Here is a 22,224-nt window from a genome sequence, read left to right as displayed (position 1 = left end):
CTCAGGCGGTCCCTGGCTGTGGGATCTCCTCCTCATGAATGCCAATTCACGAAGCGCTGGCAGTGCTGTTCCTGCCAGGAACCGCCTGAGAACCCGCGGCGGTGCAAGCTGACGGCCCACCGCAAGCGGCTCCGCCGCTTCGAAACGCGAAACCTCACTCGCGTCAATCAGTGCGGCCGACTTCGATACACGCCTTAGCCGGAGACCACCCCCCGAAAAGGGCCGCGAGGATCGCCTCGCGGCCCTTTTCGCTGCCCCGACGAAAGTCGGATTCTCCGGTTCGCCCATTCTGACCCGCTTGTTCTCCGTCAGGTTCGCCTCCTCACCATGATCAGGAGTGGACTTGATGAGAACCTGGGCCCGGCGGTCCCGTGCGGCCGCTTTCGCCATGCTCACCGGCGTCGCCACCACCGCGGCGCTCGCGGTGGCCCTGCCCGGCACCGCGGGGGCGGAACAGACGGCAGGCGGACCGACCGAGCCTCCGGCAGCTCCACCGGACTGATCGACAGCATCGACACCCCGCTGTCGTTCGACCCGCTGGCGCCCGGCTACTCCGTTCAGGGGGCTGGAGGGGGCTCAGGGCCGCTGTACCGGGCGCAACCGGGGGCGGGCCTGCTCGTCACCCGCCACGCCGCTTCGGCCGCGCAGGACACCGTCGGGGGCCTGCTGGTGCTCGACCTGCACAACGGTGCCGGCACCCGGGACACGGTGGTCAGGCTCCACTCCGGCGGGCGTCCGAGCTGATCGGGGACCGGCCGCGCGGACCGCCGCGCGGCCGGTCCTCACTCCTTCGGGTGCTACCCGGACGGATGTCCCGAACAGTGGGAAAATCCGTCATAAGGGTGGTGCTGCTTCGGGTTGTTGACGACAGCCGGTAACCTGCCGTCGCTGGTTCTTTCGTGCGATCGGGCGAGCGGAGCCCGGTTGCACTGTCGACGGAGGTGTCTGGATGCGGCTCGCGGTGATCCCAGGAGATGGGATTGGGCCCGAAGTGATCACCGAGGCGCTCAAGGTCCTCAACGAGGTCGCGCCCTCGGTGGAGACCACCCACTACGACCTCGGCGCGGCCCGCTGGCACGCGACCGGGGAGCTCCTCCCGGAATCGGTGCTCAGCGAGCTCCGGCAGCACGACGCGATCCTGCTCGGCGCCGTCGGCGACCCCACCGTGCCCAGCGGCATCCTGGAACGCGGCCTGCTGCTGCGCCTGCGTTTCGAACTCGACCACCACGTCAACCTGCGGCCCGCCCGGCTCTACCCCGGTGTGCGCGGTCCGCTCGCCGACACCAACGCCGAAATCGACATGATCGTGGTCCGCGAGGGCACCGAGGGCCCGTACGCGGGCAACGGCGGTCTGCTGCGCAAGGACACCGAGCACGAGATCGCCACCGAGGTGAGCCTCAACACCGCCTTCGGCATCCGCCGGGTCGTCGCCGACGCGTTCAACCGCGCCGAGCAGCGCCCGCGCAAGCACCTGACCCTGGTGCACAAGACGAACGTGCTGCTGCACGCGGGTTCGCTGTGGTCGCGCATCGTCGAGGAGGTCTCGCTCGAGCACCCCGACGTCACCGTCGCCTACTCGCACGTGGACGCCGCGACCATCCACCTGGTCACCGACCCCGGCCGGTTCGACGTGATCGTCACCGACAACCTCTTCGGCGACATCATCACCGACCTCGCCGCCGCCGTGACCGGTGGCATCGGACTGGCCGCCAGCGGGAACCTCGACATCACCCGCCGCAACCCGAGCATGTTCGAGCCGGTGCACGGCAGCGCCCCGGACATCGCGGGCCAGGGACGGGCCGACCCGACCGCGGCCGTGCTGTCCGTCTCGCTGCTGCTGGACCACCTCGGCCAGCGCGAAGCGGCCCGGCGGATCGAGGCCTCGGTCGCCTTCGACCTGGCCACCCGGGACCAGGCGAACCCGGGTTCGACGCACGCGATCGGCGACCGCCTCGCCGCGCTCGTGTCCTCGAACACCCGCCCCGTGGCCTGACAGGCCACCCCCGGACGGAGTTCCTGTGAAGGGTCCCTTCACGGTCGAAACGACTGTGAAGGGACCCTTCACGGCTTCGGTGGGGGCATGAGCCGGAGTGGGAACGGCCACCTTGGCCGGGTCCTGGTGCTGTGGCATGATGCGGTTATGGCTTCTTCCGCCGTCATCATTATCGGCAGGCGCGCCGGGTAGTGTTCCATGTGGACACCGGCGCGCAGACCTCTCGCATCCGCGGGAGGTTTTTTCTTTGCCCGCAAGCCCTGAACCGCACAGCAAGGAGACGACCGTGACCCGCACGGAGCCCGCTGGAACCCCGTTCGGTGACGATTTCCACCTCTACGACACCACTTTGCGCGACGGGGCCCAGCGCGAGGGGATCGCGTATTCGGTCACGGACAAGCTGGCGGTGGCACGGCTGCTCGACGAACTGGGAGTCGGGTTCATCGAAGGCGGCTGGCCCGGCGCGCTGCCGAAGGACACCGAGTTCTTCGCGCGGGCGGCGGCCGGTGAACTGATCCTCAAGCACGCCGTGCTGGTGGCCTTCGGCTCCACCCGCAAGGCGGGCACCACCGCGGAGAAGGACGCGCAGGTGCGGGCCCTGCTCGACGCCCAGGCCCCGGTGGTGACGCTGGTCGCCAAGTCCGACCGCCGCCACATCGAGCGCGCCCTGCGCGTGGACGTCGCCGAAGCGTGCGCGATGGTCACCGACACCGTGTCGTTCCTGGTACGGGAGGGCCGCCGCGTCTTCGTCGACGCCGAACACTTCTTCGACGGCTACGCCTACGACCCCGACACCGCGCTGCGCGTCCTCGACGCCGCCGCCGGTGCCGGTGCCGACGTGGTCGTGCTGTGCGACACCAACGGCGGCCAGTTGCCGCTGGGACTCGCCGAAACCGTGCGCGAGGTCGCCGGGCGCACGGGTTTCCGGCTCGGCATCCACTGCCAGGACGACACCTCCTGCGCGGTGGCCAACAGCATCGCGGCGGTCCAGGCCGGCGCGACGCACGTGCAGTGCACCGCGAACGGGTACGGCGAGCGGGCGGGCAACGCCGATCTGTTCGCGGTGGCGGGAAACCTGGTGACCAAGCTCGGCATGGAGGTCCTCCCCACCGGAGGGGCCGCCGAGTTGACCCGCGTCTCCCATGCCCTTGCCGAAGTCGCGAACATCGCCCCCGACGCCCACCAGGCCTACGTCGGGGCCTCGGCCTTCGCCCACAAGGCGGGGCTGCACGCGAGCGCGATCAAGGTGGATCCGTTGCTGTACAACCACATCGATCCCTCTCTCGTCGGCAATGACATGCGGGTTCTGGTCACCGAGATGGCAGGCCGGGCCAGTCTCGAGCTCAAGGGACGTGAGCTCGGGGTCGATCTGGCCGGCCGGCCCGAGGCGGTGACGAACGCGGTCAACAAGGTCAAGCGGCTGGAGGCACAGGGCTGGTCCTTCGAAGCGGCCGACGCCTCGCTGGAACTGTTGCTGCGCAAGGAGGTCGGCGGGCCGCAGGGCGAGCCGCTCGACGAGCCGCCGTTCACGCTGGAGTCCTACCGGGTGGTGCTCGACCACCGCGACGACGGCGAGGTGATCTCGGAGGCCACCGTCAAGGTGCACGTCCAGGGCGAGCGGGTGATCGCCACCGCGGAGGGCAACGGCCCGGTGCACGCCCTCGACGCGGCGCTGCGCAAGGCCCTCGTCGGCCATCTGCCGTGGCTGGACACTGTCGAGCTCGCCGACTACAAGGTGCGCATCCTGGCCGGCCACCCCGGCACCGACGCCACCACCCGGGTGCTCGTGCAGTCCAGCGACGGCGAGCAGGAGTGGACCACCGTCGGCGTGCACCCGAACATCGTCGAGGCGAGCTGGCTGGCCCTGTGCGACGCGCTCGTGCACAAGCACCTGCGCACCCTCCTCTGACCGGGCCTGGCGGAAAAGCCCGCCGGGCGCTGCCGTGAGGGGATCCCTCACAGCAAATACGACCGTGAGGGCCCCTCACGGCCCTGTCCGCGGCTGAGCGTCCACACCGGACGGCGCCGGGGCGGTACGCGATCACGCGCGGAGCGGGGAGGGACTAGACTCGGCGGACGTGCGGTTAGCTCGAATTGCTCATCCCGGCGGAGTCGCGTTCGCGTCCATCGAAGGGGAGGGCGGCGACGCCCAGGTCCTCGAAATCGCCGAACACCCGTTCGGCAAGCCCAATTTCACGGGTAAGCGCTGGCCGCTGGCCGACGTGCGCCTGCTCGCGCCGATCCTGCCGAGCAAGGTGATCGCGGTCGGGCGGAACTACGCGGCGCACGCCGCGGAGTTCGGCAACGAGGTGCCCAGCGACCCGATGATCTTCATCAAACCCTCGACCAGCGTGATCGGCCCCAACGCGGCGATCAAGCTGCCCGCCGCCTCGCAGCGGGTCGACTTCGAGGGCGAACTCGCCGTGGTGATCGGCCAGCCGGTCAGGAACGTTCCCGCCTCACGCGCGGCGAGCGTGATCCTCGGCTACACGATCGCCAACGACGTGAGTGCCCGCGATCTGCAGAAGTCCGACGGGCAGTGGGGCCGGGCGAAGGGTTTCGACACCTTCTGCCCGCTGGGACCGTGGATCGAGACCGCGATCGACCCGTCGGATCTCGCGCTGCGCACCGAGCTGGACGGCGTGGTGAAGCAGGATTCCCGCACCTCACTGCTGGTCCACAAGATCCCCGAGCTGGTCGAATTCGTCTCCGGCGTGATGACCCTGCTGCCCGGGGACGTCATCCTCACCGGCACGCCGGAGGGCGTGGGCCCGATGACGGCCGGGCAGCAGGTCTCCATCACCATCGAAGGGATCGGCACCCTCACCAACCCCGCTCAGGCGGCCTGACGGTCCGGGGGGCGGCGGGCGAAAGCCGGGGCGTGCTCCGGCAGCAGGCCGACCCCGATCAGGCGGGCCGGAACGCGGCGCAGCGGCGGGAACAGGTTCAGTACCCGCAGAACGGACTTCGGTGGCCCCTCACGGTGGCCCTCGATCACCGGGCGGATCACCGTCCGGTGCATGATCCGCTGGATCAGCTGCACCACCACCGTGGGCAGGAGGCGGCGCCGGTGCACCCGGGCCAGCTCGCGCCTGCCGACGCGTCCGGTCAGCAGGGGGCCCGCCAGCAGCCGGGCGGTGGCCACCGCGTCCTGGACGGCGAGGTTGATGCCCACCCCGCCGACCGGTGACATGGCGTGCGCGGCGTCGCCGATGCACAGCGCCCCGTCGACGTGCCAGCGGCGCAGCAGGTCGAGCCGCACGTCCAGATGCTTGACGTCGTCCATCGACGTGAGGCGGGCCAACCGGCCGGACAGCTCCGGCAGGACCGTGGCGATCCGCGCGCGGAAGGCGTCCAGGCCCTCGGCGCGCAGCTGGGCGTCGAGGCCCTTCTTCGCGAGATAGGCGATCTGGAAGTACTCCTCGCGCGGGATGACGACCGCGAAGTGGCCGCGGCGCATGCCGGGGATGAGCGTGGGGCGCTCCCCGCCTTCCCGGGGCAGCCGGAACCACCACGTGTCGATCGGCACGGGGAATTCCCGGGGCCGCAGTCCGGCCTCCCGGCGGACCACCGACCACCGTCCGTCGCAGCCCACGGTGAGCGTGGCGCGGATCTCGCCGCCGAGCCCCTCCACGGTGCGGTACCGCACGCCGGTGACCCGGCCGTGTTCCCGGAGCAGGCCCACGACCTCGGTGTTCATCCTCAGGTGGAACCGGGGCTCGGCGCGGCCCGCCTCGGCGAGCAGGTCGAGCAGGTCCCACTGCGGGACCATCGCGACATAGGGATGCGGCACGCGGAGCGTGCTCAGATCGGCGAAGACCAGGTTCTGCCCGTCCCTCCCGGGAATCGCGACCTGGGACAGCTTGTTGTGCGGCAGCGCGGCGAACTTCTCACCAAGGCCGAGTTCGTCGAGCAGTGTCAGGGTGGACGGGTGCACCGTGTCGCCGCGGAAGTCCCGCAGGAAGTCCGCGTGCTTCTCCAGCACGGTGACCTCGACGCCGGCCCTGGCCAGCAGCAGGCCCAGGATCATGCCGGCGGGGCCGCCCCCGGCGATCAGGCAGGTGGTCCGCTCGTTCATCGGTGACCCCCAAATTTTTCATCGTGTGTTGAATAATGTCAGCATGAACCCTCACGGACCGCCCCGTCAAGCGGCTGGGCCGGACGGGTGAGGCGACGAAGTGTCCAAAAGCGACAGTAGGACGACCGACAGTCAACTATGGAACGAGAAGTTCAGCGCCCGCCGTCGCCGGCGTAAGGGGTGAGGCGGGCGTGTGATCGTGGCGGAGGGCACTGGTCGGGCCAACGATTTCGATCGAACGGCCCAGGAGTGCGGTGTCGGGCAACTCACAGTAGAGGCGGTCCGGTGGGAAACGAGACCGCTTATCACCTTGTCGGCCGAGTCGCTCGGGCGCTGAGTCCCCTAGCCTCGCTGGGTGGATTTTGCGCGCACCCGTACGACTGCCCCCGACGCCGCGCTGGGCGCTCCGGTCGACCCCTGGACGCCGCGGAGCCTTCGTCTGGTGTGTCTGGACATAGACGACACTTTGATCGATTTCACGGCCGCGGGCCGCCGGGCGCTGATCGCCCTGATCGGCCCCGTCGACCGCTGGCCGCTCTGGGAGCGGATCACCGATCGCCATGTCGCGCTCGTGGTCGCCGGCGAGCTCGACTACGCCTCGATGCACTGGAAACGCAGTCAGTGCTTCCTGAGGGAGCTGGGGATGGTGGCCGACGACGAGGACGCGAGACGGTTCGAGGCGCGGCGGAAAGAGCTCCTGCGCCGCTCCTGGCGGCTTTTCGACGACGTGCTGCCTTGCCTCGACTGGCTGCGGGCCGCCGATGTGCTGCTCGCCGCGATCACCAACGCCTCCGGTGCCCACCAGCGCGCCAAACTGGCCGACCTCGGCCTCTCCCGGTTCTTCGACCACGTGGCGATCGCGGGGGAGGTGGGCGTGGCCAAGCCCGATCCTGTGATGTTCCACTCGGTCTGCGACACCCTCGGCTGCGATCCGGCCGAGGCCGCCCACGTCGGGGACAAGTTGAGCACCGACGCCGTCGGCGCCCGTGACGCGGGGCTGGCCGGTGTGTGGCTCGACCGCCACGACAGCGCCGGGGTGGCCGTCCCGGCCGGGGTGCACGTCATCGGCAGCCTCGACGAGCTGCCTCAGCTGCTGGTCAGCGAGTTCGCCCGGATCGGCGTGCCCGCGCAGCGCTGATCACCGGCCCCCGGTTTCGGGGCCTGCCGGACGATGGTCTACTATTTCTCCTCGGCGGTGCTGATCCGGATCGCGAACGGAACAGCCAAACCGTTGGGGTATGGTGTAATCGGCAGCACGACTGATTCTGGTTCAGTTAGTCTAGGTTCGAGTCCTGGTACCCCAGCTGCGAAGCGGAAATCTTGGTCTGATAAGGTTCCTCTCGCAACGGCAAGCCGGAAGGCAAGCCAAACAGCTAGGCCCCCGTCGTCTAGCGGCCTAGGACGCCGGCCTCTCACGCCGGTAGCGTGGGTTCGAATCCCATCGGGGGTACGTACCACGAGAGCCACCAACCATCCGGTTGGTGGCTCTCGTGCTTTCTGCGCCCACTTGCTCGCTTCGCTGCGCCCGCTCCCGCTGTCCCGTCTATTCCCGTGAGGGGTCCCCTCACAGTCGATACGACCGTGAGGGGACCCCTCACGGCGCGGGGAGCCACGTGAGTCGTGAGGGGCAGTGGCGGCGAGGTATTCCCGGAAAGGGGCGCGGGAAAGGGCGAGGGACCTTCCCCGGGTTTCGGTGAAGCCATTCGATGCCTCCCGCCGATCCCCCTTGCCGATCCCTCCTGCGGATGCGTTGGGCCGCGTCCGGACCCGGTGCGACGAGGCCAGGAACCTCCCGGGCACCGGACGATGTTGGTTTTTCCCCGCCGGACAGTGTTGGTTTTCCGGGAGCTTCGCCGTCGCCGCGTGAGTGGCCGATGAAAGGCGCGCCGCAGTCTGCGGGGAATTGTTTCGCGCCGATTCCGGAATGGAATCCGCCGAGGGGGAATGACGTTCTCCGCAGCGGCGGAAAGCGCCTTCTCGATCCGCTCGGACCGCCGCGGTGGTGGCGGCCGGTCGCCCTGCGCGCAGGTCGCCGCCCTTGCAGTGGAAGATCGACATTGCGTGGCGACGGTTCGCCAACCTTGCACGCGCCGGTCCACTGGGTGCCGGTTTTCCCTTATGGGAAAGCCAAACCAGCCCCCGTGATCGCTTCTTGACACAACGGATAGAGTGGGGGCCCGAAGCCCGAACCCGACTGATGGTCATCGGCGTGGGTGCCTGCCATCGCGAGTTCGGCTCGCTGCCCGCGAACCCGCGGCCGGCCCAGGAACACGAAGCCGGATTCTGGAGGTGCCTGACGAGGCCGCGCACGAAGTGGCACCCAGGCCAGGCGTGCTCAGGGCGCTCGAACGGGCTGATTTTCCCGGCGGTTCAGGTGTCTTCCACGGTCACTTGAGCCCGCCCAGTAACCAAACATTGAACGGTAGCGAAGTAGAGCAGTGAAACGCGACAGGAGAGTCCGCCCGGACGGCATGCGCGCGGTCATGTCCCGGGCCGGTTCTCCCCGCGGCTGCCAGACGGCGGCTCCGGCCGGGAAAGTCGTCTTCCCGTCGTCGCCGCCTCCTTCCGACCAAGCCAGGACAGGGCGGTAACTTGCGCGAATCAAGATCAGAGCAGCACCGGCCCGGCTCGTGGTGGAGCCGGCTCAGACGCCGCTCGATGCCGAGCATCAGAACCCGGGTGCTGGCCATCGTGCTCATCCCGAGTGCGGCACTGCTGGTGACCGGCTCGACCGTGAGCGGCCTGCTGATCTCGGATGCCGTTTCGGCGCGGGACTTCTCCGACTATCTCGGCAGCGCGGTCGACCCGCTGGTCAAGTTCGAGACGGTGGTCCAGCAGGAGCGCACGCTGAGCCTGCGCGCCGTCGGCGGTGACAAGCAGGCGCAGGCCGACATGCAGGCGCAGCGGAACACCACCAACACCACCCTGGCCCAGATCGCCTCGCTGGCCCAGGTGGTCGCCAAGCTCAACCCGGACGCGGTGGCGGCGTCGAACGCCCAGTTCGCCCAGCTGTCGACGCAGATGCCGGTGATCCGGCAGGGCGTGGACCTCGGCCAGGCCAGCGCCGCCGACGTGGACTCCTTCTACACCCAGCTCGGTGCCGTGGTGATCGTCGGCCTGCAGGGGGTCTCCAAGACCACCCCCGACCCGCATGCCGCCGCCGAGGAGATCACCGCCACCGACCTGTTCTACGTGGCCGACTGGCAGTCCCGGGCCACCGGTATGGCGGCGGGCGCGGTGGTGCGCGGGCCGATGAACCAGGCCGACCGGGCCGTCTTCGGGCAGATGGTGGGCGGTTACCGGCATCAGCTCGACGCTCAGGTCTCGCGGCTGAACCCCGCCGAGCGCGCCCGCTACGACGCACTGGTGGCGAGCAACGAGTGGCGGGTGGCGACCGCGGGCGAGGACTCCGTCGTCCAGCGCGGCACACTCCAGGTCGGCATCGCCGACTGGCTCGGCGCCACCGCGAAGGTGACCGACGAGTTGCGCGGACTGTGGGGCGACCACTTCCGTTACTCCGAATCCCTCGCCAAGGACAGCGCGGGAACGTCGCTGACGCAGGCGATCATCGCCGCCTCGGCGGTGCTCGTCGTGACCGTCACCGCGTTCCTGGTGGCGGTCCGCCTGGCCAACGCGCTCGTCCGGCGGCTGCGGAACCTGCGGAGCCGCACCCTGGACCTGGCCGACGTCAAGCTGCCCTCGATCGTGCAGCGGCTGCACGACGGCGAAGCGGTCGACCTCGAAGCCGAAGTCGGCGCGCTGGAGACGGGCAGCGGCGACGAGATCGGCCAGGTGGCCGAGGCGTTCAACACCGCGCAGCGCACGGCCATCGAGGCCGCGGTCGCCGAGGCGAAGACCCGTGGCGGGATCAGCCGGGTCTTCCTCGACATCGCGCACCGCAGCCAGGTCGTGGTGCACCGCCAGCTCGAGGTGCTCGACATCGCGGAGGCGAAGCAGGGCGATCCGGAACACCTGGAACTGCTGTTCCAGCTCGACCACCTGGCCACGCACGCCCGCCGCAACGCGGAGAACCTGCTGATCCTCGGCGGGGGACAGCCGGGTCGCAAATGGCGCAGGCCCGTGGCACTGGAGGAGATCGTGCGCAGCGCGATCTCCGAGACCGAGGACTTCGCGCGGGTGAGCGCGGTGCGGCTGCCCGAGGTGAAGGTGCTGGGCAGCGTGGTCGCCGACCTCATCCACCTGCTCGCCGAACTGGTCGACAACGCGACCTCCTTCTCCCCGCCCGACTCGCCCGTCTCCGTGCGCGGCAACCTGGTCGGCAAGGGCGTGGTCGTGGAGGTCGAGGACCAGGGCCTCGGCATCGAGTTCGAGGAACGCGAGCGGTACAACGAGAGGCTGCGGAACCCGCCGGACTTCCAGGAGATGGCGCTGGCGGGGCAGCGGCAGCTCGGCCTGTTCGTGATCGGGCAGCTGGCCAAGCGGCACGGCATCGCGGTCAGCCTGCTCGACTCGGCCTACGGCGGTGTCAAGGCGATCGTGCTGATTCCGACGAAGGTGATCGAAGCGGAGACGGTGAAGAAGAGCGACGACGAGCCCGAGGAAGAGCCGAAGCCGCGCCGTACGCCGGCGAAGCGCCCGAGCTACGTGCCGGAGCCGGCGCGGGACCCGGTGCCCAGGATGCCGGTCCGCGAGGAGAAGAAGGATCCCTTCGATCCCTTCGATCAGCTGGAGTCGTTGAACCAGTGGCCGCTGGAAGAGCCGGTGGAGCTCACACCGGCCCCGCGGGCGCCGGAAATGTCCGATGTGGCCGGCATGTCTTTGCCTCCGGCGTGGCACAGTGCCGAAAACGCGTCCCCGGCCGGAGAACCGCCGTCGGCGGCAACCCCGCCAAGGCCTTCGCCGGGACGGAAGCGGGCGCCATTGCCGCGTCGCGTCCGGCAGGCGAACCTCGCCCCGCAACTGCAGGTCGACACCCCGTCAGGGCAGGCAACCTCGCCCGGGACGTCGACCTCACGCCAGCTGCGGAGCCCCGAGCAGGCGCGCAGCAGCTTGGCTTCCTTCCAACGAGGAACACGTCAAGGACGTGACGATGCCTCGGGTCAGCACAAGTGATGAACACGGATGGTCAGGGAATGAACAACGATCTGGTAGTCAAGGCCAAGGGAAGCGGGCTGGACTGGTTGCTCGACGACCTGGTCAAACGACTGGCCGGGGCCGAGCAGGCGGTGGTGTTGTCCGCGGACGGCCTGCTGCTGGGCCGCTCGGCCGGCCTGCAGCGGGAGGACGGCGAGCACCTGGCGGCCATGGCGTCGGCGTTCCGCAGCCTGGCCCGCGGGGTGGGCACCACCTTCGACAAGGGTGAGGTCCAGCAGACGGTGGTCGAACTCGAACTCGGCTATCTCGTGGTGACCGAAGCCGGTGAGGGCGCCTGCCTCGCGCTGCTGGCCGGGGCCGGGGCGGATCTGGGCATGGTGGCCTACGAGATGAACGTGGTCGTGCAGCAGGTGGGCGCCAACCTCACCGCCGCACCCCGGTCCCTGCACACCGATCTGAGGATTCCGCACACGTCATGAACTACGAAGGCGACTCCTGGTTCGACGACGACCCCGGGCCTCTGGTTCGGCCGTTCGCGGTAACCCGTGGCCGGGCCGGGAAGGACCTTCACAACCTCGACATCATCACACTGGTCGTAGCGGTCCGGCCCGAGTCCGAGGTCGCGGCGCTGGACCGGGAATACGGAGAAATATTGCGCATGTGTCAACGGAGGCCGCTGTCGATCGCCGAGATCGCGGCCGAGTTGAACCTACTGCTGGCCGCGGTGAAGGTTCTGGTCAGCGACCTGATCGACTCAGGGCATCTCATCTTCCGCTCACCTCCGCCGCCCGCGGGACGGCCGGACATCAAACTGTTGCAGGCGGTACTCGATGGCGTTCGTAAGCTCTGATCGTGGCGGCTCTTCTGAGCTGCAAGGAGTACAGGCGGTCAAACTCCTGATCGCGGGTGGTTTCGGGGTCGGCAAGACGACCATGGTGGGCTCGGTCAGTGAGATCAAGCCACTGCGGACCGAGGAACGCCTGTCCGAGATCGGTGCCGGGGTGGATGATCTGTCCGGGGTCGAGGGCAAGACCACCACCACGGTCGCGCTGGACTTCGGGCGCATCACGATCAGCCCGGAAGTGGTGTTGTACCTGTTCGGCACGCCGGGCCAGGACCGGTTCTGGTTCATGTGGAAGGAACTGTCCGTCGGGACGCTCGGCGCGGTCGTGCTCGCCGACACCCGGCGGCTCGAGGGGTGTTTCAGCGCGGTCGACTTCTTCGAATCGCGGGGCATCCCGTTCATCGTCGGGGTGAACTGCTTCGAGGGTTCGGACGTCTACACCCCGGAGGAGGTCCGTTCGGCGCTCGACATCGGCCCGCACGTGCCGATCCAGTTGTGCGACGTGCGCAACCGCGAGTCTGCCAAGCGGGTGCTGATCGGCCTGCTGGAACATCTCATGGCCACGGCGACCGCGGAGTTCGTCGCGGGCCCCCGCTGACGTCCGCTTCGCCTGCCGGGCCGCCGAGGAATCGGCGGCCCGGCACCGTGCCTTGTTAGGCTCGTCCGGATCACCGGACGAGAGTGAAGGCGGGAGAGGCGTGAGCGGCGGGTCGGGGGAAAAGCGGCGTCGGGGCAGGCCGCCGCTGTCCGAGGGGCCCAGTACCCGGGACCAGATCCTGCAGACCGCTCGCGAGGTGTTCAGCGAACGGGGTTTCGCGCGGACCACCTTCAAGGAGATCGCCGAGCGGGCCGGGGTGACCCGGCCGGCGGTGAACCACTACTTCCACAACAAGGAATCGCTCTACCGGGCGCTTTTCGATTCCAGCAGGAACGTGGTGATCGGTTCCGGGGCGGCCGAAGCGATGTCGGCCGAAACCCTGCCCGCGCGGATTTCGGCCTTCCTCCACACCGCCGCGCAGATCGACTCGCAGGACCGCTCGTTCGCCCGGTTCATGGCCTCCTCCGTGCTCGACGGATTCCGCCATCCCGAACTGCGCGACAGTGCGCGGAGCCAGCTCGACGATGTGCGCCGGTTCGTCGACGAGGCACTGCGGGCCGCGGTCGCGGCCGGGGAGATCCGCGCGGATCTCGACATCCCGGCCGTGACGGAGATGCTCATCGCGGTGCTGTGGGGAATGGGACTCTACGCGGGCTTCGTGGGCACCCATGATCAGCTGGAGTCCGTCGTGGCGCAGTTTTCCCAGCTTTTGGAAGGCACTCTGTTCTGAGCGGGGCGGGAAACGCCGCTCGTTTCACCGCGCGGCTTCCTCCTCCTGGCGGGAGCGGCCAAGGGCAAGGAAGAAGCATTCGTGGCATTCGAACCAGACGTTGTGGTAGGAGTCCACGAGAATTCCGGTGAGGAACCGGTCGTCGCCGGCGGCGAACTTCGCCCTCGCCCGGGACAGCCGTGGCGCGTAAAGGCCGAAGGCCGGTGCCGACGGCACGATCGCGGCGAGGATCGCCTGGATTCCGTCGTCGATCGGCGCGAGCCTGGCCGCGAACCGCACCGCGAGGCGCGCCGTTCCCTCGTTCGCCTGGTCGCGCTGCTGCCAGTCGGCGCACAGCTGCTTGAGCGCGTCGTTGAGGCCGCGGAAGGTCGCGTAGTGCCGGTCGAGCAGTTCACGGGTCCCGTTCGTGGCGGTGATGCGGAGCTCGGCGGTTTCCTTGCCGGGCGGGGTGATTCCCCAGCCGAACCGCGGTTTCCCGCTGTCGGCGGTCAGGCCTTGCCTGGCCAGCGCGGTGAGCGCGGTGGCGATCTCCGACGGGGGAAGGTCCAGAGCCCCGGCCAGATAGTCCACGGTCGCCCGGGACTTGATCCGCAGGATGTGCAGGATGGCCTCGGCGGTACCGACCGGCATGCGTTGTTCCTCCTTGAAGGGCAGGGGCGAATGGCGGTTAACCTAACATTGATTGGTCACTGCGGAAAGCAGTGCTCCGGCAGACGAGGAGATCGAAAGTGGCGGCAGTTCCCGTCGGTGCGCCCGACCCGGCCGACTTGCTGATCCTGGACGGCAGCGTGACGCCGCCGGCGGAACTGGCCGGCGGAAAGGCGGCCGGGATCGCCGGTATGACGGCCGCCGGGCTGCCGGTTCCCCCCGCCTTCGTGCTCACCACGGGGGTTTGCCGCCGGTTCCTCACCGAAGGCGGCGGTGTGCTCGACGCACTGTGGGGTGAAATGCGGCAGGGCATGGCCCATCTGGAGTCGGCCACCGGCAGGCGGTTCGGGGACCCGGCCGCGCCGCTGCTCGTGTCGGTCCGCAGCGGGGCGCCGACCAGCATGCCCGGAATGATGGACACCGTGCTCAACCTGGGCATGACCACCGCTGTGAGGAATGCACTCTCCATTTCGATGGGTGAAACGTATGCCCGGGACACCCAGGAGCGCTTCGCCCAGCTGTTCCGCGACGTGGTGCTGCGGGACGACCAGGCGGCGATCCCGGACGATCCCTGGCGGCAGCTGCGGCTCGCCGTCGAGGCGGTCTTCCGGTCCTGGCTTTCGCCGCGCGCCGTGGTGTACCGCAAGCGGCACGGGCTCGACGACACGGCGGGCACGGCGGTCACCGTGCAGGCGATGGTGTTCGGCAACGCCGACGAGCGTTCGGGTACCGGAGTCCTGTTCACCCGCAACCCCTCCACCGGTGCGCCGGAGCCGTTCGGCGAGTGGATGACGCGGGCGCAGGGCGAGGACGTGGTGTCCGGAACCCGGGAACCGCAACCGCTTTCCGCGCTGGCCGAGCTGATGCCGGACGTCCACGCGCGCCTGCTCGAGCACGCGCGGTTCCTGGAACGCCACCACCGCGACGTGCAGGACATCGAGTTCACCGTGGAAAGCGGCCGGTTGTGGCTGCTGCAGACCCGTTCGGCGAAACGTGCGCCCCGTGCCGCGGTCCGGTTCGCCGCCGCTCTGGGGAGGGAGGGTCTCGTCGACGAGGAGACCGCGGTGCGGATGGTGACGGCCGAGCAGGTGCGGGCGCTGGTGCGCCCCGGGCTCGACCCGGAGCAGCGCGCGGCCGCCGTCCTGCTCGCCCGGGGCCTGCCCGCCTGTCCCGGGGTGGCCTCCGGAGTGGTCGTGACCGATCCGGAGGAGGCCGAATCCCGGGCCGCGGAAGGGGAATCGGTGGTGCTGGCCCGCCGGACCACCAGTCCCCACGATCTGGCGGGCATGATGGCCGCGGTCGCGATCGTGACCGAAATCGGCGGTGCGACCTCGCATGCCGCCGTCGTCGGCCGGGAGCTCGGCGTGCCGTGTGTGGTCGGGTGCGGTGAGGGCGCGCTGCTCGGCCATGCCGGGGAGACGGTCACGGTGTGCGGCGACACCGGCGAGGTCCTGAAGGGGGCGTTGGTGCTGACGCGGGTGTCCGAGGGCAGCGACCCGGACCTGCGCGCGCTCACCGGCTGGGCGCGGCGGTTCTCGCCGCTCGCCGCCTGGCGCCCGGAGGAGGCCCCGGCCGGGGTGCTGCCCCGGCCCGACCTCGATCTCTCCACCGATCAGGGGGTCGCCGCGGCGTTGGCCGACGGCGTGACCGCCGTCGTCACCGAGCATCCGCTGCCGGTGCTGCTGGCCGCGCTCGCTCACCCGCGCGGGTCAGCCAAACGGCAATAGGTTAGCTCTCTCCGTATCCTGAAGGCCGTCGTCGCGGTGCGCCACCATGACGACGGCCTTGCCGCGCGTACGGGAAATGCGGGCTCAATGGGGGATTCCGGCCCAAATAATTGACACAAAGGTAAATTGAAAAGCCTTCCGGAGTTCGGTCCGGGCGCGTGTTCGGCGGCTGGCGAGCTTCATTATTCGCTATGCTGTCAAACGTGTTCGACGGTGTGGCGGGATTCGCGACGGGGAGGCGGTCCTAGGTGGCAAGGCCCAAGGTCCCGCTGATTTCCCGCCGAAAAGCGCTGGAAACCGCGCTGCGGATCATCGACGAACACGGTCTGGAAGGGTTGAGTATCCGGCGGCTCGCCGAAGCGCTCGGGGTGAACGGCGCTTCCCTGTACCACCATTTTCGGAACAAGGACGAGATTCTCACCGGAGTCGCGGAACTCGCACTCGCCGAGGTGCGGATAGGAGAACCGGACGGCGGTGACTGGCGGCACTGGCTGCCGAAAAACGCCCGTGCCCTGCGCCGGGCGCTGCTGGCCCATCCGGCGCTGCTGCCGGTGGTCGCCGGGCGGCCCGCGCTCGGCGCCGGTGTGCGGGCGCTCGACGAGGCGGCGGCCCGCCTGATGGACGAGGGAGTGCCGAGTGCCGCGGTGATGCCACTGCTGGACGGCCTCGAACTGTTCACCATCGGCAGTGCGCTGCACGAGATCCAGCGTGACGGCGCCGGGGAACCCGCGGAGGTGGCCGACGAGCGGTACCCGGCGCTGGCCAAGGCCATGGCCGAGCGGGGACTGTCCGCCGACGAGGTCTTCGACCTGGTCACCGCCAGCATCGTGGAAGGGATCGACGAAGCGGTGAAACAGCGTCAGGAGCGCTGGATGCCGCCGCGGAAATCCTCGCGCGACACCTCGTCCCGGCGGCACGGCGGCAGGCGGGCGAGCGGGAAGTCCTGAGCGCGGTCCCCGAAGGAGCCCGTAAACCAAACATCGTTTGGCTGAAAGTGGGAGGCTGCTACCGGTAACCGAACGAGTTCGCTACGCTGACGCTCCCTGTAATGCAACGATGATTGGCTCGCGCTGCCGCTTGCCGCCCTCTCACCGGGAGCCGCTGATGACCGAAGCAGAACCGGATCCACTGGACAACAAGGTCTGTGATCCGGACGTGGCTTGGACCACCGGAAACGTCGCCGAGGCGTTCCCCGGAGTGTCCACGGCTCTCGGGTTCACCTTCATCCACCTGCCGATGGAACGCGCGTTCCGCCACATGTTCCTCAGCCTCGGCGTGTTCACCAAGGCCGACCTGCCGGTTCCCGAGCGGATCGAGGACCAGTTCTGGACGGCGTTCGCCGGCCGCGCCGCGGCCAACATCTCGATGTTCCGCAAGGTCGCCCGGGTCACCCCGGGAACCTCGGCCACCGCGATCGAGCAGCAGCTGTTCGGTTACGTCCGGCCCGGCACCGTGGACGACAACTCGGCCCGCCGCTACCCAGTGATCATGGTGAAGGCGCCGAAGACGGTGATCCGGCTCCCGAAACGGCACGACGCGATGTTCGCGGAACTGCGGCGGTGGCGGCTGGAGACCCTGCCGAAGATCGGCGGGCTCGACGCCCAGGGCTGTCTCGCCGTGCTCGCCGACGCCCGTGACCGGTTCCACGAGATCATGGTCCTGCACCTGGTCGTGGCCTTCGTCAGCTCCGGCCTGGCCGACCAGCTGTCGGCGATGGTGACCGACGCGAACCTGCCCGGCCTCGAAGCCCGCCTGCTGTCCGGGGTGGGCTCCGACGAGAACGAGGTCGCGCTGGACCTGTGGCGGCTCGCCCGCCAGGAGATCGACCTCGCCACCTTCCTCGACCGGCACGGCTACCACGGGCCGAACGAAGGGCAGCTGCACAGCGTCACCTGGCGCGAGGATCCCGGACCCATCCTCGCCCGCCTCGGCGACTACCGCGACATCCCCGCCGACAGCCCGCGCGCTCCCGCCAACCGCAGCGCCGAACAGGCCCGCCTCCGGCAGGAGGCCGCCGCCGAACTGGCCGCCACCGTGTCGCCGCTGAAGCGGCTGGCCATCGGCAAGCTGACCGGCCTCGCCGCGCGGTTCCTCGCCCTGCGGGAGCAGGGCAAGGCCGGTTACCTTTTGACCTTCGACGTGGCCAAGGCCGCGGCCCGGCGGCTCGGCGCGCTCCTCGTCGACCGCGATGTGCTGGACGAGCCCTCGGACGTGTTCCACCTCACCTACGACGACCTCGCCGGCGGCGTCAGCAGTGATCGGCGCGCCCTGGTCAAGCATCGCCTCGCCCAGTACGAAGAGCGGTGCCGGTACCAGCTTCCCCAGGCGTGGGAAGGCATTCCGGAACTGATCCCGGTCGCCGCCGACGCGGAGACCGACGCCCCGGCGGGCACCCAGGTCACCGGGGTCGCCGCCAGCGGCGGGGTGGCCGAGGGGCGGGCCCGCGTGGTGCGCGATCCCGCGACCGTGGAGCTCGAAGACGGCGACATCCTCGTCTGCGAGACCACCGATCCCAGCTGGGTGCCGCTGTTCCTGGTGGCCGCCGCGGTCGTCACCGACTACGGCGGCATGCTCAGCCACGGTCCCATCGTGGCGCGCGAACTCGGCCTGCCCTGCGTCTGCGGCACCGAAACGGGCAGTGCCCGCATCCGGGACGGGCAGCGCATCCGGGTCGACGGCGACCGCGGCATCGTCGAAGTGCTGGAGAGCGCCTGATGACCGAAACGAACACTTCGTTCTTCATGAACGCGCAGGCCGCCGGGTTCGGCACCTGCGGCGAGGAGGACGAGAAGCTGCACCGCGAGCTGAACCGCACCCTGACCGATCCCGCGCTCACCGAGACGCAGTTCCTCGGCTTCAGCGTGCCCGAGGCCCGGATCCATTCGCTGTGCTACGCCTGGGCGCACCCGACGCTGCGGACCATCACCGGCGGCGTGTGGGCGTGGCAGGGCGTCAAACGCACCGCGCTGGCGAGCGAGTTGTTCGACATGCGGCAGTACATGGACTTCACGCCGTTCGAGGACGGGGATTTCACCGATCTGCGGCTGCCCAGCGGGTACCGCGTGGAATGCCTCAAGCCGCTGGAAAAGTTCCGGATGACCTACGACGATCCGGCCCGCGGCAACGCCTTCGACGTCACCCTGACCGCGATCATGCCCCCGGCCGTGCTGCCCAGTGGCCGCCACCTCGACCAGGCCATGCGCGCCGAGGGCAAACTGTTGTTGCGCGGCAAGAGCTACGACGTGAACGGGTACACGGTCCGTGACCGCTCGTGGGGTGAGAACCGGACCGAGGAACCGCGCATGGCGCCGCCGGTGCACTGGCTCACCGGGGTGTTCGGCGACGACTTCGCCTTCCACATGATGGGCATCGAACACCCCAGCTCGGACCCGGTCTGGCGGGACGTCTACCCGGTGGACGACGCGATGGCCGAGGCCACCAACCGGGGCTGGGTGTGGGTCGGCGGGGAACTGCGGAGTGTCGAAAAGGCCTCCGTCCGCACGCGCTGGGACGTCTCGACCGGCTACCCCCTGGCGCACGAGGTGCGGATGACCGACTCCGCCGGGCGGGAGTACCGGCTGAGCGGGGAGATCACCGCGTCGAACAACTGGAGCGCGTGGTCCAACGCCTTCTTCGGGATCAGCCTCGCCCGCTGGGACGACCACGAGGGCCGGACCGGCTGGGGCGACTCGCAGATCGGAGCCTGGACCGATTTCGTCCACGCCCTGTCGGCCCTGGAGGAGTAGGGCGCCCGGCTGTGCCGTGAAGGGTCCCTTCACAGTCGAAACGACTGTGAAGGGACCCTTCACGGCTTCAGGGCGTCTGCGCGGCAGGCGGCGAGGTCGGTGTAGAGCGAGGCGCGCGAGATGCCGAGGCGGGCGGCGACCCGCGGAGCCGCGCCCCGCACCGTGAACAGGCCGCGCTCGTCCAAGGCCCTGAGCAGGGGCAGGCGTTCCTGCCGGGTCAGGCTGTCCACCGGCTTGGCGAGCGCCAGTTCCTCGGCCCGGATCACCGCCTCCAGCACCTCGTCGAAGTCGTCGGTGAACGTCGTGGTGGGCGGCGCCGCCGGCGCCACCCCGGCGAGGTCGCCGAGCAGGTCGGCGACCTGCCGGAGCGCCGTGACGTCCACGTTGACGCACAGGGCGCCGAACACGCGGCCCTCGGCGTCGCGCAGCGGCAGCGTGGAGGACTTGACGGTGCGGCCCGAGTTCGTGCGCGTCACGTAGTTGAGGTCGTCGCGGGCGTCGTCGCCCTGCGCCAGCATCCGCAGCCCGATCTCGCTGGTGACGCCGCCGATCCGGCGCCCGGTGACCTGTCCTGCCACCGCCACCACGGATTGTTCACCCCGCCGGTAGTCGTGCAGGACGATTTCGCAGGACCGGCCGAAGGTGGCGGCAAGGCCGGGGATGATCTGTTCGAGGGCGTCGAGGATGGCGTCCGCTGTCTCCACGCCCGGTAGCGTAGACGAACCAGTCAACCCCTGGACACTTTGTCCGGCTTCGGCTGGCTCGCGCGGCACGCCCCGGCCGAGGCGGGCCTCAGGTGGGGCGCACGCGCAGGCCGTCGAAGGCCACGGCGACCACCGAGTCGGCGAGTTCGCCGCCGTCGGTGCCGCCTCGCGGGCGATACCACTCGATCAGCGAGTTGATCATGCCGAAGAGCAGCCGGGCCGTGGTCGCCGGATCGATGTCGGGCCGCAGGTCCCCCTCGGCCACCGCCTCGGTGACCAGTTCGGTGACGATGTGGTCGAACTCCCGGCGCCGCGCCAGCGCGTCCCGTTCCACTTTCGTGTTCCCGCGCACGCGCAGCAGCAGCGTGACGAACGGCAGCCGCTCGGCCAGCACCCGCACGCTGCCGCGCACGAGTTGTTCGAGCCGGTCCACCGCCCGCCCCCCGGCCCCGTCCAGCTTGTCCACCTCGGCGAACAGTCCGTCGAGGGCGCGGTTGACCGCCAGCCGCAGCAGTTCCTGCTTGCTGGGCACGTGGTGGTAGATGGCCGACTTGGTGATCCCCAGCTTCCGCGAGAGATCCTCCATGCTGGTGCCGTCGTACCCGCGCTCGTTGAACAGCTTGACCGCGACCGCCAGCAAGGACTCCAGGTCATAGCCTGGCCTGCCCCGCCGGGCGGGGCGCGCCGGTGGTGCCGTCGTCATACTCCGAGTATCCCAAGTGGATTTCAGGCGGGTGGCCGCTGGTCGAGGACACGCCGCAGCTTGCCCAGGGAGCGCTCGAGGCTGTCGGGGTCGAGGATCTCCACGCCGACGCTGATGCCGACGCCGTCCTTGACCCGCTGGGCGATCTCGGCGGCGGCCGGGCCGCGCCGGTGGTCCGGGGTTTCGGGGCGGGCCTCGCACAGCACGGTCAGGTGGTCCATCCGCTCCTTGCGGGTCAGCCGGATCTGGAAGTGCGGGGCGAGTCCCTCGGTGGCGAGCACGATCTCCTCGATCTGGGTCGGGAACACGTTCACCCCGCGCAGGATGATCATGTCATCGCTGCGCCCGGTGACCTTGTCCATCCGCCGGAAGGCCGGGCGCGCGGTGCCGGGCCGCAGCGCGGTCAGATCGCGGGTGCGGTACCGGATGACGGGCATGGCCTGCTTGGTCAGCGACGTGAACAGCAGCTCCCCGGTCTCCCCGTCGGGCAGGACGGTGCCCTCGACCGGGTCGATCACCTCGGGGTAGAAGTGGTCCTCCCAGATGTGCAGCCCGTCCTTGGTTTCCACGCATTCCTGCGCCACCCCCGGCCCCATCACCTCGGACAGGCCGTAGATGTCCACGGCGTGCAGGTCCATGCGCTCTTCCAGCTCGGCCCGCATCTGCTCGGTCCACGGCTCGGCCCCGAAGATGCCGACCCGGAGCGAGCTGCTCCGCGGGTCGATGCCCTGGCGCTCGAATTCGTCGAGCAGCGTGAGCATGTAGGTGGGCGTGACCATGATGACCTCGGGCCGGAAGTCGGTGATGATCTGCACCTGCCGCGCGGTCATGCCCCCGGAGGCCGGGATCACCGTCGCGCCGAGTTTTTCGACCCCGTAGTGAGCGCCGAGCCCGCCGGTGAACAGGCCGTAGCCGTAGGCGACGTGCACCTTGTGGCCGGGCCGCCCGCCCGCGGCGAAGATCGAGCGCGCCATCACGGTCGCCCAGGTGTCGATGTCCTCGGCGGTGTAGCCGACGACGGTGGGCTTGCCGGTGGTGCCGCTGGAGGCGTGGATGCGCCGCACCTGGTCCTGCGGCACGGCGAACATGCCGAACGGGTAGTTGTCCCGAAGGTCGTGCTTGGTGGTGCAGGGGAACTTGGCCAGGTCCGCCAGTTCGCGGCAGTCGTCGGGATGCACGCCGGCTTCGTCGAACTTGCGCCGGTAGAACGGGACGTTGGTGTAGGCGTGGCGGAGCGTCCACTGCAGACGCTCGAGCTGCCGTGCCCGCAGCTCGTCGATGCTCATCCGTTCCGCCGCGCTCAGTTCGCCGGGCGCGGGGGCGTCGCCGACTCGCTTCGCCAGTGGCACGTCGCTGTGCGTGGTGGTCATCTCGGGGGACTCCCTTTGTGGTCTGTTC

The 22,224-nt window shown here is 69.6% G+C and carries 19 protein-coding genes and 2 tRNA genes; 16 read left to right on the top strand and 5 right to left on the bottom strand.

Annotated features, from left to right (window positions below; genetic code table 11):
- Positions 1–327: 327 nt before the first annotated feature.
- The 4 genes from ORV05_RS25650 to ORV05_RS25635 all read left to right on the top strand — a co-directional run bounded on the left by ORV05_RS25650 (position 328) and on the right by ORV05_RS25635 (position 4,842).
- The gene (locus ORV05_RS25650) at positions 328–744 is read left to right on the top strand and encodes a hypothetical protein (RefSeq protein ID WP_268754563.1); all 417 of its coding nucleotides are present in this window, start codon (positions 328–330) and stop codon (positions 742–744) included.
- 205 nt (positions 745–949) lie between these two features.
- Entirely contained in the window at positions 950–1,993 is a 1,044-nt protein-coding gene (locus ORV05_RS25645; protein WP_144589363.1) for a 3-isopropylmalate dehydrogenase, read from the top strand.
- A 286-nt stretch (positions 1,994–2,279) separates the two neighbouring features.
- Entirely contained in the window at positions 2,280–3,902 is a 1,623-nt protein-coding gene (gene cimA / locus ORV05_RS25640; RefSeq protein WP_268754561.1) for a citramalate synthase, read from the top strand.
- Between the two features lie 169 nt (positions 3,903–4,071).
- Complete coding sequence (locus tag ORV05_RS25635; RefSeq protein WP_268754559.1) at positions 4,072–4,842, top strand: fumarylacetoacetate hydrolase family protein; 771 nt, start codon at positions 4,072–4,074, stop codon at positions 4,840–4,842.
- Here ORV05_RS25635 and ORV05_RS25630 read toward each other — a convergent pair.
- Positions 4,830–6,071: an FAD-dependent oxidoreductase gene (locus tag ORV05_RS25630; protein ID WP_268754558.1), complete on the bottom strand. Its 1,242-nt coding sequence runs from the start codon at positions 6,069–6,071 to the stop codon at positions 4,830–4,832. The two genes, ORV05_RS25635 and ORV05_RS25630, sit on opposite strands and share 13 nt — an antisense overlap.
- Positions 6,072–6,513: 442 nt before the next feature.
- Between ORV05_RS25630 and ORV05_RS25625 the strand changes: the two genes are divergently transcribed.
- The 8 genes from ORV05_RS25625 to ORV05_RS25590 all read left to right on the top strand — a co-directional run bounded on the left by ORV05_RS25625 (position 6,514) and on the right by ORV05_RS25590 (position 13,298).
- The gene (locus ORV05_RS25625; protein WP_268759897.1) at positions 6,514–7,209 is read left to right on the top strand and encodes an HAD family hydrolase; all 696 of its coding nucleotides are present in this window, start codon (positions 6,514–6,516) and stop codon (positions 7,207–7,209) included.
- A gap of 94 nt (positions 7,210–7,303) precedes the next feature.
- Positions 7,304–7,375: transfer RNA gene (locus tag ORV05_RS25620), tRNA-Gln, on the top strand.
- 73 nt (positions 7,376–7,448) lie between these two features.
- Positions 7,449–7,521: transfer RNA gene (locus ORV05_RS25615), tRNA-Glu, on the top strand.
- 1,208 nt (positions 7,522–8,729) lie between these two features.
- Positions 8,730–11,144, top strand: a complete 2,415-nt coding sequence (locus tag ORV05_RS25610) for a sensor histidine kinase (RefSeq protein WP_268754556.1) — start codon at positions 8,730–8,732, stop codon at positions 11,142–11,144.
- Positions 11,145–11,164: 20 nt separating this feature from the next.
- Entirely contained in the window at positions 11,165–11,605 is a 441-nt protein-coding gene (locus ORV05_RS25605; protein WP_268754555.1) for a roadblock/LC7 domain-containing protein, read from the top strand.
- Positions 11,602–11,976, top strand: coding sequence for a DUF742 domain-containing protein (locus ORV05_RS25600; protein WP_268754554.1), 375 nt, complete (start codon positions 11,602–11,604; stop codon positions 11,974–11,976). The genes ORV05_RS25605 and ORV05_RS25600 overlap by 4 nt, the downstream gene beginning before the upstream one ends.
- Complete coding sequence (locus tag ORV05_RS25595; RefSeq protein WP_268754552.1) at positions 11,957–12,568, top strand: GTP-binding protein; 612 nt, start codon at positions 11,957–11,959, stop codon at positions 12,566–12,568. Before ORV05_RS25600 ends, ORV05_RS25595 begins: the two co-directional genes overlap by 20 nt.
- A 100-nt stretch (positions 12,569–12,668) precedes the next feature.
- On the top strand, positions 12,669–13,298 hold the full coding sequence (locus ORV05_RS25590) for a TetR/AcrR family transcriptional regulator (RefSeq protein WP_268754551.1): 630 nt from the start codon (positions 12,669–12,671) through the stop codon (positions 13,296–13,298).
- Positions 13,299–13,322: 24 nt separating this feature from the next.
- On the opposite strand, the gene ORV05_RS25585 is transcribed toward ORV05_RS25590, so the two are convergent.
- Positions 13,323–13,928, bottom strand: a complete 606-nt coding sequence (locus tag ORV05_RS25585; RefSeq protein ID WP_268754550.1) for a helix-turn-helix domain-containing protein — start codon at positions 13,926–13,928, stop codon at positions 13,323–13,325.
- Positions 13,929–14,026: 98 nt separating this feature from the next.
- On the opposite strand from ORV05_RS25585, the gene ORV05_RS25580 reads away from it, so the two are divergent.
- From ORV05_RS25580 to ORV05_RS25565, 4 genes are all read left to right on the top strand, one after another.
- On the top strand, positions 14,027–15,673 hold the full coding sequence (locus ORV05_RS25580; protein WP_268754549.1) for a pyruvate, phosphate dikinase: 1,647 nt from the start codon (positions 14,027–14,029) through the stop codon (positions 15,671–15,673).
- A gap of 248 nt (positions 15,674–15,921) precedes the next feature.
- Positions 15,922–16,620 (top strand): TetR/AcrR family transcriptional regulator, encoded by a 699-nt coding sequence (locus ORV05_RS25575; RefSeq protein WP_268754548.1) that lies wholly within the window; start codon positions 15,922–15,924, stop codon positions 16,618–16,620.
- Between the two features lie 157 nt (positions 16,621–16,777).
- Positions 16,778–18,388 (top strand): PEP-utilizing enzyme, encoded by a 1,611-nt coding sequence (locus tag ORV05_RS25570; RefSeq protein WP_268754547.1) that lies wholly within the window; start codon positions 16,778–16,780, stop codon positions 18,386–18,388.
- A complete protein-coding gene (locus ORV05_RS25565; RefSeq protein WP_268754546.1) occupies positions 18,388–19,419 on the top strand; it encodes a DUF7064 domain-containing protein in 1,032 nt (343 codons plus the stop codon). Before ORV05_RS25570 ends, ORV05_RS25565 begins: the two co-directional genes overlap by 1 nt.
- Before the next feature lie 59 nt (positions 19,420–19,478).
- Here the strand turns inward: ORV05_RS25565 and ORV05_RS25560 are convergent, their stop codons facing one another.
- The 3 genes from ORV05_RS25560 to paaK all read right to left on the bottom strand — a co-directional run bounded on the left by ORV05_RS25560 (position 19,479) and on the right by paaK (position 22,196).
- On the bottom strand, positions 19,479–20,123 hold the full coding sequence (locus ORV05_RS25560) for a helix-turn-helix transcriptional regulator (RefSeq protein ID WP_268754545.1): 645 nt from the start codon (positions 20,121–20,123) through the stop codon (positions 19,479–19,481).
- A gap of 88 nt (positions 20,124–20,211) precedes the next feature.
- Positions 20,212–20,826, bottom strand: a complete 615-nt coding sequence (locus ORV05_RS25555) for a TetR/AcrR family transcriptional regulator (protein ID WP_268754544.1) — start codon at positions 20,824–20,826, stop codon at positions 20,212–20,214.
- 23 nt (positions 20,827–20,849) lie between these two features.
- Entirely contained in the window at positions 20,850–22,196 is a 1,347-nt protein-coding gene (paaK, locus tag ORV05_RS25550) for a phenylacetate--CoA ligase PaaK (RefSeq protein WP_268754543.1), read from the bottom strand.
- Positions 22,197–22,224 lie beyond the last annotated feature (28 nt).

The organism is Amycolatopsis cynarae (genome assembly GCF_026802195.1).
In the GTDB taxonomy this organism is placed as follows: Bacteria; Actinomycetota; Actinomycetes; order Mycobacteriales; family Pseudonocardiaceae; genus Amycolatopsis_E; species Amycolatopsis_E rhizosphaerae.
This window is presented reverse-complemented; position numbering and strand designations above follow the sequence as displayed.